Here is a 17319-nt window from a genome sequence, read left to right as displayed (position 1 = left end):
TGCCCAATTTCTCGCGCGCGCCAGTCTTAATCTACTTACCAGTCAACTGCCGAAACTTCTTCTTAAACTTATTCTTATACACGTAGATTGATCGCTGTAAATCCTCAACTTGTAGCGACATCTCGGCAGCCAAACCCGTGCGGTTCCAAACATCCTCCTCACACTTGCGGCGACAAAAATTCATCGGTTCCGAGTAAACTTTCCCCGTAGATAAAGTCGGCTTCGGCCCACACCAGTGAATCACCGTGGCCTGAGTGCGATCGCCCGCAGGCCCGCTTGACTCAACCGGAAACTGCTTTCTCAGCAAATCCTGGTCAAAATCCGGCACCAACAACTGCATATCCACATTCTGCACCCGCAGTCGATTTTCTTGTGCCGCCCGGAAAATCATAAAGTTCAAAAACCCCATTTCTCCGTACTTAAATATCCCCGGGTTTGCCGCCGTAAAATCTAAAATTTCCACGTATTCTTCCAAGCTAAAAACGCCGCGTTTAGCAAAGAAAGTACCCGTGCAGAAATAGTTCGATCGCGATTCCGACCAACGAAAATTCGGGAAATGCTTCTCAACGCCCGGAATGTCAAAGAAAAATTCCGAAACATCCGCATCCGGGTAATCGTAACAAGGCTTATCTACAATAAAATCAAAGTCTTGAAAATTAGCCAATTTGAGAACATCGCCCCAGACGATCGTATCGGCATCCAAAACCATAAAATTTGACCAAGGACTTTCCCAGAAAGCAATCATTTTAGTTTTGCCCCAACCAAAACTTCTTTTTCTGAGAACTTCTTCAGAAACAGTTGTGCGATTGATAACTCGCACCCCATAGGATTTTTCCAAAGCACTCACAGAAAACGTACCGTCAATCAACAGACAAATCGGCACATCTCCCAGGAAATATCGGATGCTAGCGCAGCACCCCTTAGCAAACAGATAATCTTGGTCGCAGCAGGCAATAATAATACCAAAATCTTCCATAAACCCTCACTCTTTTACTAATACCAGTTACCCAAAATAATGCAACTGTAGGCAAGCTCCAAACCTTTATGTCATCAGTTATTGCCAATTATTTAATCGAAAATGGTATAACTTGCTCACCCCCAGCGTTTGGGTTTTTTGTTCTGACAGCAGCTCTATTTTTGACTTCTGCATTTTCGCCAGCTTAGCACTAAACTCCTGCGATCGTCCGTAGGCCAAAACATCGTTAAAACCTCTAGGAATCATGGATATAGTGGTCGGCCAACCCACTGAGCTTTCCTTGCGCCAACAGCGGGTCAAGCACCACCCGTTGCAGTCGCACTCAAACAACAAAAAAGTTATGTTAAAATAGCGGGAAATTAAACCCGCTGACGCTTAGTCTCAAAAATGGCGATCGCCCTGGCAAGTCCCGACTGCAGCGGGCATCAAAAAACCAACATTGGTCAAGCCTGAACTTTGGTTTTGATCGGGTAAATCTACCAGCCTTTAGGTCTCAGTTCCCCGCTAATGGCGAAAAAATAGCCCCTGCCGGGTCGCGAGGTTTAAAGTTAGGTTAAAAAGCTTGACATTCTAGGATACAAAGCTGTATAAGGGATGCGACAAGCAGCCACAATCCTACCTATAACTGTCTGTTAAGTCTGGCGTAATCGAGGACTAGGGGCAGTTGTCAGTTAGAGGCAGATTGTGGTCGAACCCGTAGAACCAGTTGTCGATCGCCCGCAGAGCAACTCAAGCAAGTCGGGCGATCGAGAGATGAAATTAGCACGTGATGGTATAATCAACTGTAATGTAATGTGGGCTTGACCTGAATTGATGCCTGGGCGGTATAAGGGCTCAGCCCCCTACGTTCAAGCAGAAGTAGACACGCCTACTGTGAATCAACTGTGAATCAACAGTTATGGATAGGTTCTATTTTGGCAGTTATTGTCAACAGGCAAGCAACCACAAAAATTAGCAGTTGGGAATTGCTGCTCGTCGAGTTGAATAGAGTGTGAAGGTGTGAGGAAAATGAACAGAACTTTTTGGAATTTACTGCTAGTATCCCCGACAATTTTGGGGCTATCATCAGTCGTCAGTGCCGCTGCGATCGCCGCAGAAGCTCCAGCAACCGCTGAAGCCAACCAGCTAGCTACAGCTCAGTCATCTGAGTCAAAAATTGCAGAAATAGTTGGAGAAATAGTTGCAGAACCAGTTGCAGCAGCCCCTGCTGCCCCAGAAAAGCTGGCTTTAAACAGCAGTGTCGAAGCGGCCCAAACCCCGGTCGTCAACGAAGCAGACGCTGAAAAACTCGCCTCAATCGAACCAGAAACCAGCGAAGCAGCACTGCAAACAACACCGCAAACAACACTGCAAACAACAGGGAGCGACATCGAGTTAGCAGCCCCAAGCGCTCCGACCAGCGCAGCAGCAGCGACTGAACCCCTAGCAGCAGCAGCAGGTACAGCCGAATCCTCGCCCCAAGCATCAGACTTGGCAGTGCAAATCAGCCCGACAGACACCCCTGGGAAAATTGAAGTGCCAGCAGTCGCCAGCACCCCAGCTACTATCCCAGCTACTAAGGTAGAAATTGCTCAGACAGGGCCCGCCGGAATGGGCGGCCCCATCGTCCCTGTGGCTCCCCAGGCGCTGCCGGCCCAACCATCCGGAACCATGTCCCAGGTGACATCAGTCACTCAGCTTTCTGACGTGCGACCGACAGATTGGGCATTCCAAGCCCTGCAATCCCTAGTCGAACGCTACAGTTGTATCGTAGGTTATCCCGACGGCACCTACCGCGGCAACCGCGCCCTGACTCGCTACGAATTTGCAGCCGGCGTCAACGCTTGCTTAGACCAAATAACCCAGCTAATTGGGTCAACGGGTAACTTAGTTACCAAAGATGACTTAGCCATCCTGCAACGCCTGCAAGAAGAATTTGCAGCCGAACTCGCTACCCTGCGCGGACGAGTAGACGGCCTAGAAGCTCGCACCGCAGAACTCGAAGCCAACCAGTTCTCCACCACCACCAAACTGGCTGGAGAAGTGGTTTTTGGCGTCAGCGACACCTTCGGAGATCCTATACAAGCTCGTGACGCCAACGGCAATCATATCCGCGATCGCGACGACCAAACTGTCACCAACTTCGGCTACCGGGTGCGGTTGAACTTATTGACAAGCTTCACCGGTCGAGACTTGCTCAGAACCCGCTTGCAAGCAGTCAACGTCGCCAACTACGGAGCATCAACCGCTACCGGCACTAACATGGCTCGCTTGGCCTTTGACGGCGAGGAGGGCAGCCAATTCACACTAGACGAACTGTACTATCGTTTCCCGGTCGGTCCCGCTACAGTCTTTGTCGGTCCTAAAGGACTTGACCTGGATGAAATTGCAGACACGGTAACACCCTTTAACTCTACGGGTACTGGTGCCATTTCCAGATTTGGAGTTCGTAACCCGGCCGTATTCCGCGGGCCGCAGGGAGCTGGCGCAAGTTTGACTTTCAACTTGGGCCCCCTCCGAGCTACTGGGGGCTATCTTGCCTCCGACGGCGATGCTCCCAACCCCGCAAACGGCAGGGGCGTTGCCGACGGTTCTTTCAGCGCTCTGGGTCAGATCGGCTTTTTTAGCAAACCGTTTGATTTGGCCTTCACTTACACCCACAAATACAATCGCGCAGGCGATGTTGGCATCATGGGTGGCACCGGCAGTTCTTTGGCTAACCGGCCCTTCGGTCAAGCACCCACTCAAGCAGATAACTATGGCGTGCAAGTTAACTTCAAACCCAGCCGTCGCTTTCAGATTGGCGGTTGGTACGGTTATACGAAGGCTGAACAACTGCGGGGCGGTAACAATGACGCTACGATCCAGAATGGTGCTATAACTTTGGCCCTGGCAGATTTTGGCCGCCAAGGCAATCTCCTCGGTTTCGTCTTCGGTGTACCGCCAAAAGTTACTGAGAGTGATGTCGCCAGAAACCGCAACACCTCTTATCACTTAGAGGGTTTCTATCGCTTCCAAGTCAATGACTTTATCTCAGTGACACCGGGCGTTTACGTGATTATGAATCCCGAACACAACGAGGAAAACAAGGATATCTGGGTCGGACTCCTCCGTACTACCTTTAGTTTCTAAGGTTTCCAGACATCTAGTTACAGCTAAAAGCGGCAGTCACCTGCCGCTTTTAGTTATTGGTCATCAGTCGATCGATTTTAGATTTTAGATTTTAGAGTTGAGAGTTGAGATTTTAGATTGTCAACAGTTAACAGTCATGAGTCAACAGTTAACAGTCAACTGTCAACAAATTGTGAATCAACTGTGAATCCAAAGTTATGGATAGGTTCTCTTTTGGCAGTTGTTATTATTGTCAACAGGCAAGCAACCACAAAAATTACCAGTTGGGAATTGCTGCTCGTCGAGTTGAATAGAGTGTGAAGGTGTGAGGAAAATGAACAGAACTTTTTGGAATTTACTGCTAGTATCCCCGGCAATTCTGGGTATATCATCAGTCGTCAGTGCCGCTGCGATCGCCGCAGAAGCTCCAGCAACCGCTGAAGCAAACCAGCTAGCTACAGCTCAGTCATCTGAGTCAAAAATTGCAGAAATAGTTGCAGAAATAGATGGAGAACCAGTTGCCGAACCAGTTGCAGCAGCCCCTGCGACCCCAGAAAAGCTAGCTTTAAACAGCAGCGCAGAGGCAGCTCAAACCCCGGTCGCCAACTCCGCAGACGCTGAAAAACTGGCAAAAATTGAACCAGACACCAGCGCAGCAGCACTGCAAACCACAGGGATCGACATCGATTCAGCAGCCCCAATCGCTCCCGCCAGCACAGCAGCAGCGACTGAACCCCTGGCAGCAACAGGCACAGCCGAACCGTCGCCCCAAGCATCAGACTTGGCAGTGCAAAGCAGCCAGACAGAAACCGCTGGGAAAATTGAAGTGCCAGCAGTCGCCAGCACCCCAGCTACTACCACAGCTACTACCCCAGCTACTAAGGTAGAAATTGCTCAGACAGCACCGACAGGAATGGGCGGCCCGATCGTCCCTGTCGCTCCCCAAGCGCTGCCGGCCCAACAGTCCGGAACCATGTCCCAGGTGACATCGGTCACTCAACTCTCCGACGTGCGGCCGACAGATTGGGCATTCCAAGCCCTGCAATCCCTAGTCGAACGCTACAGTTGTATCGTAGGCTATCCAGACGGCACCTACCGTGGCAACCGCGCCCTGACTCGCTACGAATTTGCAGCCGGCGTCAACGCTTGCTTAGACCAAATAACCCAGCTAATTGGGTCCACAGGTAACTTGGTCACCAGAGACGACTTAGCCATCCTGCAACGCCTGCAAGAAGAATTTGCAGCCGAACTCGCTACCCTGCGCGGACGAGTAGACGGCCTAGAAGCTCGCACCGCAGAACTCGAAGCCAACCAGTTCTCCACCACCACCAAACTGGCTGGAGAAGCCATTTTTGCTGTCAGCGACACCTTTGTCGGAGAGGGTATCCGCCTTGACGACGACGAAGACGAAACGGTCACAAACCTCGGCTACCGGGTGCGGTTGAACTTGAGCACCAGCTTCACCGGTCGAGACTTGCTCAGAACCCGCTTGCAAGCAGTCAACGTCGCCCGCTACGACAGCGCCACGGCTACCGGTACCAACATGGCTCGCTTGGCCTTTGACGGCGAGGAGGGCAGCCAATTCACACTAAACGAACTGTACTATCGTTTCCCGATGGGTAGCGCTACAGCCTTTGTCGGTCCTAAAGGACTTGACCTGCATGAAATTGCAGACACGGTAACACCCTTTAACTCTACGGGTACTGGTGCCATTTCCAGATTTGGAGTTCGTAACCCGGCCGTATTCCGCGGGCCGCAGGGAGCTGGCGCAAGTTTGACTTTCAACTTGGGCCCCCTCCGAGCTACTGGGGGCTATCTTGCCTCCGACGGCGATGCTCCCAACCCCGCAAACGGCAGGGGCGTTGCCGACGGTTCTTTCAGCGCTCTGGGTCAGATCGGCTTTTTTAGCAAACCGTTTGATTTGGCCTTCACTTACACCCACAAATACAATCGCGCAGGCGATGTTGGCATCATGGGTGGCACCGGCAGTTCTTTGGCTAACCGGCCCTTCGGTCAAGCACCCACTCAAGCAGATAACTATGGCGTGCAAGTTAACTTCAAACCCAGCCGTCGCTTTCAGCTTGGCGGTTGGTACGGTTATACGAAGGCTGAGCAACTGCGGGGGGGCGGCAATGACGCGACGATCCAGAATGGTGCTATCACTTTGGCCCTGGCAGATTTTGGCCGGCAAGGCAACCTCCTCGGCTTCGTCTTCGGTGTACCGCCAAAAGTTACTGAGAGTGATGTCGCCAGAAACCGCGACACCTCTTATCACTTAGAAGGTTTCTATCGCTTCCAAGTCAATGACTTTGTGTCAGTGACACCGGGCGTTTACGTGATTCTGAATCCAGAACACAACCACAGAAACGACGATATCTGGGTCGGACTCCTCCGTACTACCTTTACTTTCTAAGGTTTCCAGACCTCTAGTTACAGCTAAAAGCGGCAGGCGACTGCCGCTTTTAGTTATTGGTCATCAGTCGATCGATTTTAGATTTTAGATCTTAGATTTTAGATTGTTAACAGTTAACAGTCATCAGTCAACAGTTAACAGTCATCAGTCAACAGTCAACAGTTCACAAATTATGAATTTTGGCGGCAAATCCCGAATACGGATGTGTAGCCGTGCAGAAATGTGCTACCGCCGACGGGGCCGATTTCGCCATTGCAGAAAAAGCCGCCCAGGGGGATGTTTTTGAGGTATCGGCCAAACAGTCGGGAGTCAAAGTTCGATTCGCCGTAAAGCCCTTCACCGCGCCCCAGACAAGAGAACATTAAGGCGCCGGCGCTGGATGTACCAGTGTACTCGGCGGCCCGCTGATAGCGATCGAGCAGCATTTCTAGGTCTTCTGCGGAGGTGCGCGCGTCCCGCAGGTGAAATTGGATGCGCTGTCCGGGACGGACTCGATCGCCGATCGCAATTGCCCCCACTTTCGGATCTACTCCCAACAGATTGCGGATTAAAAAATCTCCCGGCTCTAATGTCAGCTTGAATTCATCGCTAACTAAGCCTACAAATAACGAGTGCTGCGCTAATTCTCGGTCTTCTTCGCTCAAAGTTTGAACTAACTCCCGCAAAGCCTCTAAGGGCGATCGCTCGATGCCCCCGCTGCCGGTATCGTCGGTTTGTTCTTCGAGTTTCAGCAAAATATTGCGTTCTCCTTCCGTCACCCGATAAGGATGCCCGATCGGCCTGCAGCCTTGAGCTACGATCGTTTCCAAAACTATATTGCCGCTCAAAGCTACCCCAACCGTCCCTTCTCGGTAAAGCTGATAGTCGCAAAACAACGCCGCGCCCCTACCCGCACCGTCCCCGCCGGCGAGCCCCCCTACCTTCGCCGCACCCGGATAGGCATAATCTAGCCCTTGCAGCAAATCGTTAATTTTTGCGGAAAACGGGTCGGCCAAGATGATGAACTGCGGTTCTTCCTGGGCCGGCACGCCCAAGAGATCCACCCAAGTATCCGGGGGACTATCTAAGTCAGGCAGTTCTTCTGCACCGACGTGAAAAGTTCTGACATTCACTCCCGGCAAACGCGCCAGACTGAGGCTGACTGCCGGAGTTCCCTCGACTTCTTCGGTGAGGCCGCCCCGGTTCGTGCCGATGACACCTCCCCCGCCGCAGCCCAGGATCGCGGGCACTGGCAGCAGTTCTCGGAGTAAAGGCATCAGCCGAGAATACTCACTGGCAAAGGCAGACGAGATAAATATCAGCGCTAAATCAGCCGGGCCTTCTAGGTCGCGATCGGCTTGTTCTATAACTTCTTTGAGGGCGGACTCCAAAGACGGACGGGTTGATAAAGCGCTGACCCATTGCATTTGGTTTTCGGTGTACATAAGGCAAACTTCTCTATAAAACTATCTCTATACATTAGCTAGACAGACGGGAATCCCCACAGTATAGCCCTACTCGGCTGTGCGTTGGGATGACTCGTCACGTTATGAGAGGATTCCACCCGCCTGCAACCCGACAAGCTTTAGATATTGGCAGCGGGCGGGTGGATGACGAGGCGAACCAATTACCTTGCTTTCTCTGAATATGTTCGATATCATAGCTTCCACATATGTGATACAGAAAGGTATCGTGTTGAAAGCAGTCAAAGTCAGAATCTATCCCAGCATTGAACAACAAAGTCATTTAGTGCAAGCCTTTGGCTGCGCTCGTTGGGTGTGGAATCAGTCTCTAGCTACCATGTCACAGACTTACAAAGAGACTGGCAAGGGGCTTTCTACTTTCATAATGAAGAAACAGATTCCGGTATGGAAGGTTGAGCATGAGTGGTTGAAAGAATGCTATTCACAATGCCTCCAGTCTTCTGTTCTCAACTTATCACAAGCTTTTATCAACTTCTTTGATGGTCGGACTCAATACCCAACCTTCAAAAAGCCTTAAGGCAAGCAGTCTATTCAGTATCCTCAGAATGTCAAAATCTTGAGCGATTCTGAAATCAAATTTCCTGGACATCTTGGGACGATGAAAGTAAAAATTCATCCCGACACTATCGGAAAGTTAAGGACTGTCACTGTATCTAAAATGCCTGACGATCGCTACTATGCTTCACTATTGATTGATGATGGCATCGAACAGCCCGAGTCCAGTAATGAGGGCAAAACCATCGGGATTGACTTAGGTTTGACTGATTTTGCAGTCACATCTGACGGCTCAAAACATCAAAATCCCAGACATCTCAAAAAACACGAGCGCAACCTCAAGCGTAAACAACGTAAGCTATCCCGTAAAAGGGACAAGACTACAAGTAAGCGTCGCAAAGCTAAACTAGCTGTTGCCAAGGTGCATTCAAAAATCACAAGAGTACGCGAAGATTTTCTACATAAACTGTCCTGTAAGACGGTCAACGAAAACCAAGTTATTGTTGTCGAAAATCTGGCAGTAAAGAATATGGTGAAAAATCATAACCTAGCTTCATCAATCAGTGATGCTGGATGGGGGATGTTCTGCACCATGCTGAAATATAAAGCAGAATCACAAGGCAAAGTCTATCTAGAAGTAGGTAGGTTCTTTCCCTCAACACATCTGTGCTCGAATACTTTACTGCCCATCGCAAAAATGGCTCTATCGGTTCGTGAGTTTGATTGTACGCACTGCGGGCAACGACACGATCACGATGTGAATGCTGCCATCAACATCAGAAATGAAGGATTACGGGTTTTGGCGTTGGGAACCAGCGTTACTGCCCTTGGAGGCGATGTAAGACCAAAGCCGTATGGGTACAAATCTACTACCGTAGAGGCTGGCGCCGTTGAATGGGGAAGCCCATATCAATGGTGACAGCTTGTGATTGATGTTGGGTAGTTCACGCTAACCGGAACTGGCCGCTGGCCTTCTCGGTTTTCTGGGGCGATCGATGCTCCCTCGATCGTCGTTCTTGTGTTAACATAAGTTAACATGAGAGTCCCATTAATCTCTTGTGTGTTAAATGCCGTGTTCAGCTAAATCTTAAAAGATAAAGCTCAATACAGTTTGACACACCAACCTCGTGTAATGTTTTCATCAAAAGTAAGGTCGGCTTGACCTACATTGATGCCTGTGTACTAGAACCCGCCTACGGGCTAGTAAAGCAGGAAGTAGAGACGGCTGCTGCGATCGCAGTTATGGATGGTTTCTATCTGGCCTGCTCCAACAGCAGCGCATCTCAAGCTATTATTAGCTGGGGTCGCCAGACCGAAACAGCAAATCCAACCCAAACTAACATCCAAAAAGAAAACCTTTCTTACTTAATAAGGTCAACGACCCAGGTCTAAAGACACGCTCGCTTCGAGCCTAAGACTTAAACCACAGTTGACCAGCCTAAGACTTTAGAGGTCTACGTTTTTTGAGTCATGACACCAAGCGGATGCTTAGCTAGTCCCTTGGTCTGTCGTTAACGGTTAAACATCTTTAGTTGGGTTAAGGACGTGCCGTTAGCCGAACAAGCTCACTAAACAAAGGGGCGTGCTAACATTACCTAGAAATAGGTCGGGGACAACCATATTCTCCTACACATTCATACCAACAAGCTTTATGACAACAACACCCCCAAGCAACATCCAAGAAAAAATTGAAGAAGAACTAGAAAGCGCTCGTACCGTCTGTGACGTCAAGGGCGCCACTTCCGGGGAATGCGCGGCGGCATGGGACGCAGTTGAAGAACTGCAAGCAGAAGCTTCCCACCAAAAGCAAGTCAAACCTAAGAATTCTTTTGAAAAATATTGCGACGACAATCCTGACGCTGCTGAGTGCCGCATCTACGACGAATAAACGAGCCATTTAGCTCTATCCCTTCCCTCCCCCGCCGAAATCTAACTTTTGGCGCGGGAGAATTTTATTTTAGGGGTTGAGCCTTTAGGTAATGACGAGATTTGCCCTCTATCCCAATACGGTTAAAATCAGCCAGCTTCTCCCCACTCCCCCAACCCAGGGGGACAATAATTTGCTCTGGCGCGCCTTGGTTGGGGGGATGGGAAGGCGAGATTCGAGGAATAAACAGTTTTAATCCAAGCATATTGCCGTCTATCGTGTCTCAAGTACCTTTCAAAGCGCGGCAAGTACCTTAGAAAAGGTAGCAGTAACTAAAACATTAAGACCGTGTTCAGGTTGCTGATTTTTTAGCATTTTTGTAGTAAAATTTGTCACAAATAAGTGAGTATATTTTCCCAAAGATGTTGAGTCTTTTATTGGCAGCCACCGGGCCTTGGTTTCAACCGCTAGTCTGGATGGATTATCGGTTGTCTGTGTTATTAACAATTTCGATCCCGCTGGTAGTGCTGATTTGGGCTGTTGTGGCAAAAGCTGAGGCGATCGTCCGTTTGTCGATTATTTATTGGCGGGTGGCGAGTTTGCTGGCAATTACACTTTACCTGATGATGGCTGCGCTGCCTGTGAGCTTTGTATCGTCGGTGATTGGGAGAGCCTTAATTCCTGCTAGTCTGTGGTTTTGGGAGGATTTAAACGAAGAAATTGCCGATCGACCGCAGTCGCCCCTGAAACTGGCTTTTACAGCTTGGCGCTGGGCGATTACTGTTTACAGCGGTTTGGGCGCTCTAGCTCAACTTCCCTTCTTAAGCTGTGCCTTTAAATCTCAAATTCAGGTAATTGACGAACCTTTTTGTCGCGTTTGGTTAGACCCACCTTGGCTCTACAAACAAATGTTTCACCCTACGGCAAACCCTCAATTTTTGGGATTGTTGGGTCTGATAGGTTTAGCAATCTATGTAATTTATTTGTCATATTTTGTGCTAATTAGACTAGGAAAACAGGGGAGGTCAGCTACGGGAAATTAAGTGGATTTTAAGTAATTCTTTGCCTCCTAAAGGGCAGCTAAAGTCTTCAATAAAAAGCTCAAAAATCCCCAATAAAAGAAGCCGGGGCGCATCTAGGAAAAAATTAAACTAACAGCAGGGTGGATGACGTGAAGTTGCCCAAAAACGGATACAAGCCGCCGACTCCAGTCGAGGATATCTAAAAATTTTAGACTAAGGTTCCAGCTTCCAGATTCATCTGTGGAGTAAATCTAAAATCTAAAATCTAAAATCGACTGACAGCAATGTTACTGGGAAAGACTGTGATGGATAGCAAACAAGCCTACTTACAGTGCTTAGAAAGGCTGATTTGGGCGCTCGATCGCCTGGAAGCAAAAGTCGAACCAAGTGAAGTCGCTCGGATTGCCGAACTGATTGTTCAGCCGATGATGGGGCCCTGGCGGTTTTTTCACACTCCCGAACATATTTTTGAGGTGGGGGGAGATGAAGACGCGATCGAGGTTTTGGCAGCTTTATTTCACGATACCGTCTACGTGCAAGTCGATCGCAGCATTAACTTTAACGTCAGCTACTACATCACTCCTGTTGCAAAAGAGGTTAACACACAACTACAAATTCGGGATCAATCTGAACTGTCTGCGGATGCTACCTTCGAGATGGTAATGCTGGTATTCAATTTTGAACCCGGCGAAGTCCTCAATCCTTTCTCCGGACAAAACGAATTTCTCAGCGCTGTGGTAGCAGCAAAAGCTCTAGAACCATTTCTCAAACGCGAGCAATTGCTTCAAATTGCAGCCTGCATTGAAGCAACAATTCCGTTTCGCGCCGCCGAGTCCGGAGTAACGGTAAGCCAGCGCCTTTATGACCGCTTGCAAGCAACAAATAGCCTGTTTAACCTCAGTTTGACTGACGAGGAAATGCGGGAAACGGTGAAAAAATCTGTGCGAATTTCTAACCGGGATGTGATGAGTTTTGCTCACCATAGTTCAGCCCATTTTTTGGCAAATACCTGGAATTTACTGCCGGAAACCAATCACAATCTCATCTGCTGCGGTTTTTACACGGTTCGCGACTACCGAGTTGCTTTGGTCAAGATGGAAGGTTTTCTGAATTATCTCAAGCCAGAAATAATTTTCCGCCAGTTTGAGGGATATCCAGACGATCGCACCTATCAGCGCTGGGAAACTACTGCTAAGTACAATCTCGAAATTGCGAAGCTTTATTTGGGGTGCAAACTGCCTGCTCTAGCCCTGCTAGAAGCTCTTTCTTCGGATTTGGGGATTGAGGTTTCTCTGGCGATGATGATGGGAGGAATTCCGGATCAAGCTGCTAACTGCGTGCGCCTGGAAAGCTTTTTTCCAGAAATAGATAAACCTTACCAACCTAAAATTAATTTAGAAGCGGAAGTATTGAATTTATTAGAAAATGGGCGGGCTAAAAGCACTTCTAATACCGATTTGGAGAACTCGCCACTGACAACGTTTGTGGTAAAACTTGTTGGCTTTGACGAAATGCGCTATCAGTGCGATCGAGCTAAAGAATTTTTTAAACAAAATCTAAACGCCGACGACTTTATTTCCGATTTTAACCCGATAGTTACAGAAATTGTCATTGATTCAATTCTCAAGTTGTTTGACAGCCGCAAATCTAGTATCTACCGCTACTACGATATCACTTCTAAGTTAAAGTCCCAACCCCACACCAATTTTTCCGATCGCCCTTTTCGATCACATGGTTGACTCGCTTTAAAAACAGTATTGTTGCCTCGAAGAGAGAAAAGACGGTTACTCAGCTTTTACCAGAGTGGATCGATTACACCGTGACACGATTGATTGACTCGCCAGCCTACGTCAATCCGCCTATCCATCCCGACACCAACAGCCCTACAGGTATGGTGTGGGGCGGGTGGCAAAGATGCTAAAAATTGATAAAAAATGGAAATTCGCTGCTGTTTGCCTTTGACAATTACTTTGTACAAAACGGATTGGATAGCTGGCTGTCACTCATCTGAGCTACCCCGATCAGCGTCACTATAAAAAGGGACTGTTAAAGCACTTCCCCCCACAGCTACAACTGGGGAATAGCAAGTTCAAACGACTTGCAAACCACTAATCCCCAATCAAACCATGCAAACCACAAATTCAATTTACGCTCAATTGCCTCTTTGCTCTTCACTACCCACACTGAAACGAAATAATAGCACCACTGCCAATCAAAACGTGCGCTATCTCCAACAATCCTTACTTAAAAACGGATATCCCGTCGCAACTGATGGATTCTTCGGCCCAAAAACCGAACAAGCAGTCATCAAATTTCAAAAGGAAAATAAGATGGCTGTTGATGGCATTGTCGGCCCTAAAACTTGGAATAAATTAGGCATTTGTACAACTATATTTTAAACTTTGTGCAAGCATCTTTTAAAGAGAGTAGGGCGTGCAGTATGCGCCCTATTTCTCCGTCGAAGTTTCGACCCCACACCACCCCTCCGGGGATCCGTACATTCGATCGATACTTGCGAGAGCGTTTGAAATACAGCATTGCTACCCGATCGTCAGGATTGATTTGTAAAATATTCTGAAATACTTTTTGGGCGACAACAAATTTTTGCTCGTAGTAAAAATTGAGAGCTTCTTGAAAAACCTCCGCAGTTTGTTGCTTAAGTACCATGCTCTGCTCTGTTTCTGTCTCCTAAATTTCAAACACCGACACAGCATTTGTCTTTCCTTTCACCATTACTCGATCGACAAATCTGTACTTATATTTTTCTGGATCGTCTAGGCGCTGGATAATTGCATCGCTAACTAGAATTCTGGCGGCGTAAACTTTAGTCAATCCTTCCAAACGAGACACGAGATTCACCGCATCAGCAATCACCGTACTTTCCATCCGTTCTCGCTCGCCAATCGTACCCAACATCAAATGGCCCGCGTGCAAACCAATGCCGATCACGATCAGTGGGTAATTGCTCCGTAGTCGATCCTGGTTGTAAATAATAACTTGTTTTTGCATTTCCACCGCCGCGCGAACAGCATCATCTGCCGACTCAGGAAATAGTGCCATAATGGCATCGCCAATATATTTATCGATAAAACCTTGGTGAGCGCGAATTACCGGACTCACTCGGCTGAGGTAGCTGTTGATAAAACTAAAGTTTTCTTGGGGAGTCATCGCTTCTGAGATAGTTGTAAAGGAGCGAATGTCCGAAAATAAAACTGTCATTTTTTCCTTTTTCTATTGCTTTTAAAATTGGCTGCCCTGCGACAAATTCCGTCCATTCTACAGACCACCCCATTTTTGCTAAACGGTTTTCCAATGAGTTTTTAGCTTTGAGATAAAACAGCGCTCCGAAACGCTGATGCCTGATTATTACAACTCTTGTTAAGTTTGAGGGTGCATTTTGGGTTTTTGCTGTAGAGTTATTTATTAGCTCTGAGTTGCAACTTGCCAGAGCTGAACTACAGCAAAAAAACACTATAAATAGTAGCGTATATCCCCAAGTAAAACGCTATTTAAGAGAAATTAAACTTATATTTAATAATGTAAGCCTAGTCTTTTTGTGGCTCATAAAATATCGGACAAATAGGTTTTCCCTAATTAAAATCTAGGAGGGTGACAAAGAGGTCTAGGAACTAGACCTAATCAAGGTTGCAGCCCGTAGACCCTGTTGGTAAAAGCGACGTTTATTGCGGGTTAACTTCATTAACTCTTGAACTTCTAATTCGTAGCGATCAAGATAATTTACCCACTTTTCTCCATCCTGACCGCTCCCAAATATACTCCTTCTACGGTATTTTTGGGGCTGGTCTTTCTGGCGAGATACATATTTTTGCACCTGCTTTTTCTGAATTTCAGTGCCTTGAAATATCGCTGCAGTGTAAACGATCGCCATTAACAGAATCATCTTAATCAGTCTATCTCCCCTTAAACCACTCCCTTCTAGATTATAACCTCCACTCTTGCAGTCTCTAAACATTTCTTCAATTCCCATTCGTTGTTTATAAGCGGCGATCGCTACTGGCAACGAGCCTAAATCTGTCAAAATAAACCAGGCGTCTTTTACTTTCCTTCCCCGATATTTGCGTTTCCATTTACAAGCAATATCAAATCCTGCTACTGGTTGAGTTTTTCTGACCCTCACTCCTTGAAAATACAAAGATGTTCCAGGCACTACTCCTAATTGGTCTAAGCGTTCCCAGATCAAGTTTTCTGTTTCCAGACAATGATTTTTTTTCAGTCTCAAGCAAAAAGACACACCCATTGTCTTCAGCCAGCTTCCCAGGTCTACCGAACAAAATTCACGTAGCTTGCGGGGCGGGACGCCATCGCCCAAAACCATCACTTTATATTCTTTAAGTAATGGTAATACTTGCTGCAGAGCGAGAGTTTGTTCTGATAAATTACTGTTACCTAATTTGGGTAAGACGCACCAGTATAATGGGATAGCTCTTCGCTGCCAAAGTAGGGCGATCGTAAACAGATTGATACACCCCCATTGACTGCGGTCGATCGCAATTGATAAAGTTTGCCCCACAGAGCAATACGTGGTTAACCAATAACTGATTAAGGGAAACCAGATAAGTGCGATCGTTAATTGAGGTATGTCAAGAAATCTTTGCAGTTTGCGACGGCGACTTTCCGTAGTAATTGGATAGGGAAATACCCGTGCGAGCCGTTCCAGCCTCACTTGTTTTTCCGATTGTATAAGATCCAATAATATTGTGAGCAACCTCAACTGGGTGTGCGTTAGTTGTTTTTGTAAGTGGGTTTGGTAGAATGTGGGTAACATTATTTTTCGGGTAGGCTAGCTTGTAACAATTCGGCTGCCTATCTTTTTTTAGCATAAGTGGGCAAAACCTTTACTCCATCCTGGTTTCAGGCGGGTTGTCACCCTCCCAGAATTAAAATAGTTTATTTTTCTTAGATAAACTCTATTAGGTGCGCTTACTTCCTGCTGTTAAAAACGGTTGAATTAAGAATAAAATATTGGCTCGCTGTCCCTGAAATTAGCCACAAAATTAAGCTATATTATAGCAGATTTCAGGAAAGTGAGATTTGCTATGGCTGACTCTATTGCTCGTCGCTTGGAACAATACACGGTAAAACGATCGCACGAAGTTTTAATCGTCAAGGCCCAAATTGACGGCGAATTCGATGAAATTGCTATTTTTAAAGGCTTTTCTAGCTCTTTGACGCGATCGACCGCTTTCGATCCCGAGGTTCCTGTTTTGCCGGAGGAAGCAAAAATTGTCAGTGTCGATCGCGTGGAGAGCCCTTACAATCCAAATAACCCCCGCTATCTTCAGCAGGGGTTATCTTGGGAAACAATGCAGTCTCTCTTGTCGGAGGCGGGAGTTTAGCAAAACATTAGGGACACAACGCGAGAAAAACAGTAGGGACACAACAATGTTGTGTCCCTACTACAAAAGCACTATGTCTCTACCCTTAGAGCTAGAGCGTGCCACCGGCAGCTTGGAAACGAGCTCTCGCGCGTTTGATGGCTTGCTTGGCTTGAATTTGCTCTTGCAAAGTGCCGCTAGTAGCCTTTTCCAAACGAGCTTCTGCTTCGGTGTAAGCAGTACGAGCAGCTTCTTTATCAATGGTTTCGCCTTTTTCAGCGCCGTTGACAAGAATAGTAACTTTGTTTTCTTGGATTTCTGCAAAGCCACCCATCAGAGCAATAGACACCCATTCCTTGCCGGGACGGACGCGCATTACTCCGGTATCCAAAGCTGTCAACATTGGAGCGTGACCGCTCAAGATACCTAGTTGGCCTGTGGTGCTCGGCAGAATTACTTCTTCAGCATTAGAATCCCAAACAGTTTTGTCTGGGGCCACTACGCGCACAGTTAATGTCATAAATTGTCAGTTGTCGGTTGTCAGTTGTCAGTTGTCAGTTGTCAGTTGTCAGTTGTCAGTTGTCAGTTGTCAGTTGTCAGTTGTTACCAATAACAAATAACTAATAACTAATAACTAATAACGACTGACGACTGACT

The 17319-nt window shown here is 47.5% G+C and carries 12 protein-coding genes and 2 pseudogenes; 9 read left to right on the top strand and 5 right to left on the bottom strand.

The window, feature by feature from the left end; translation table 11 throughout:
- Positions 1-31: 31 nt before the first annotated feature.
- Positions 32-976, bottom strand: a complete 945-nt coding sequence (locus D0A34_16155; protein ID UNU20201.1) for a hypothetical protein — start codon at positions 974-976, stop codon at positions 32-34.
- Between the two features lie 1008 nt (positions 977-1984).
- On the opposite strand from D0A34_16155, the gene D0A34_16150 reads away from it, so the two are divergent.
- Both D0A34_16150 and D0A34_16145 read left to right on the top strand, forming a co-directional pair.
- On the top strand, positions 1985-4087 hold the full coding sequence (locus tag D0A34_16150; protein ID UNU20200.1) for a porin: 2103 nt from the start codon (positions 1985-1987) through the stop codon (positions 4085-4087).
- 313 nt (positions 4088-4400) lie between these two features.
- Complete coding sequence (locus tag D0A34_16145; protein ID UNU20199.1) at positions 4401-6479, top strand: porin; 2079 nt, start codon at positions 4401-4403, stop codon at positions 6477-6479.
- 170 nt (positions 6480-6649) lie between these two features.
- Here the strand turns inward: D0A34_16145 and D0A34_16140 are convergent, their stop codons facing one another.
- On the bottom strand, positions 6650-7903 hold the full coding sequence (locus D0A34_16140; protein ID UNU20198.1) for a hypothetical protein: 1254 nt from the start codon (positions 7901-7903) through the stop codon (positions 6650-6652).
- Between the two features lie 247 nt (positions 7904-8150).
- Here D0A34_16140 and D0A34_16135 point away from each other — a divergent pair.
- From D0A34_16135 to D0A34_16110, 6 genes and pseudogenes are all read left to right on the top strand, one after another.
- Positions 8151-9356 (top strand): annotated as a pseudogene (locus D0A34_16135) (transposase).
- 239 nt (positions 9357-9595) lie between these two features.
- Positions 9596-9829 (top strand): hypothetical protein, encoded by a 234-nt coding sequence (locus tag D0A34_16130; GenBank protein ID UNU20197.1) that lies wholly within the window; start codon positions 9596-9598, stop codon positions 9827-9829.
- Between the two features lie 259 nt (positions 9830-10088).
- Positions 10089-10325 (top strand): hypothetical protein, encoded by a 237-nt coding sequence (locus D0A34_16125; protein ID UNU20196.1) that lies wholly within the window; start codon positions 10089-10091, stop codon positions 10323-10325.
- Between the two features lie 401 nt (positions 10326-10726).
- On the top strand, positions 10727-11347 hold the full coding sequence (locus D0A34_16120) for a DUF3177 family protein (GenBank protein ID UNU20195.1): 621 nt from the start codon (positions 10727-10729) through the stop codon (positions 11345-11347).
- 263 nt (positions 11348-11610) lie between these two features.
- Positions 11611-13065 (top strand): hypothetical protein, encoded by a 1455-nt coding sequence (locus D0A34_16115; protein UNU20194.1) that lies wholly within the window; start codon positions 11611-11613, stop codon positions 13063-13065.
- A 387-nt stretch (positions 13066-13452) separates the two neighbouring features.
- Positions 13453-13725, top strand: a complete 273-nt coding sequence (locus tag D0A34_16110; GenBank protein UNU20193.1) for a peptidoglycan-binding protein — start codon at positions 13453-13455, stop codon at positions 13723-13725.
- A 48-nt stretch (positions 13726-13773) separates the two neighbouring features.
- Here the strand turns inward: D0A34_16110 and D0A34_16105 are convergent.
- Positions 13774-14618, bottom strand: a pseudogene (locus tag D0A34_16105) (adenylate/guanylate cyclase domain-containing protein).
- Positions 14619-14948: 330 nt separating this feature from the next.
- The gene (locus D0A34_16100; protein ID UNU20192.1) at positions 14949-16112 is read right to left on the bottom strand and encodes an IS4 family transposase; all 1164 of its coding nucleotides are present in this window, start codon (positions 16110-16112) and stop codon (positions 14949-14951) included.
- Positions 16113-16383: 271 nt separating this feature from the next.
- Here D0A34_16100 and D0A34_16095 point away from each other — a divergent pair, with 271 nt between their 5' ends.
- On the top strand, positions 16384-16683 hold the full coding sequence (locus D0A34_16095; protein ID UNU22327.1) for a hypothetical protein: 300 nt from the start codon (positions 16384-16386) through the stop codon (positions 16681-16683).
- A 91-nt stretch (positions 16684-16774) separates the two neighbouring features.
- Here the strand turns inward: D0A34_16095 and D0A34_16090 are convergent, their stop codons facing one another.
- Entirely contained in the window at positions 16775-17182 is a 408-nt protein-coding gene (locus D0A34_16090; GenBank protein UNU20191.1) for a F0F1 ATP synthase subunit epsilon, read from the bottom strand.
- Positions 17183-17319 lie beyond the last annotated feature (137 nt).

This window comes from Microcoleus vaginatus PCC 9802 (assembly GCA_022701275.1).
GTDB classification, from domain to species: Bacteria; Cyanobacteriota; Cyanobacteriia; order Cyanobacteriales; family Microcoleaceae; genus Microcoleus; species Microcoleus vaginatus_A.
Note: the sequence above shows the minus strand (reverse complement) of the source record. Positions and strands in the feature narration are given on the sequence as shown.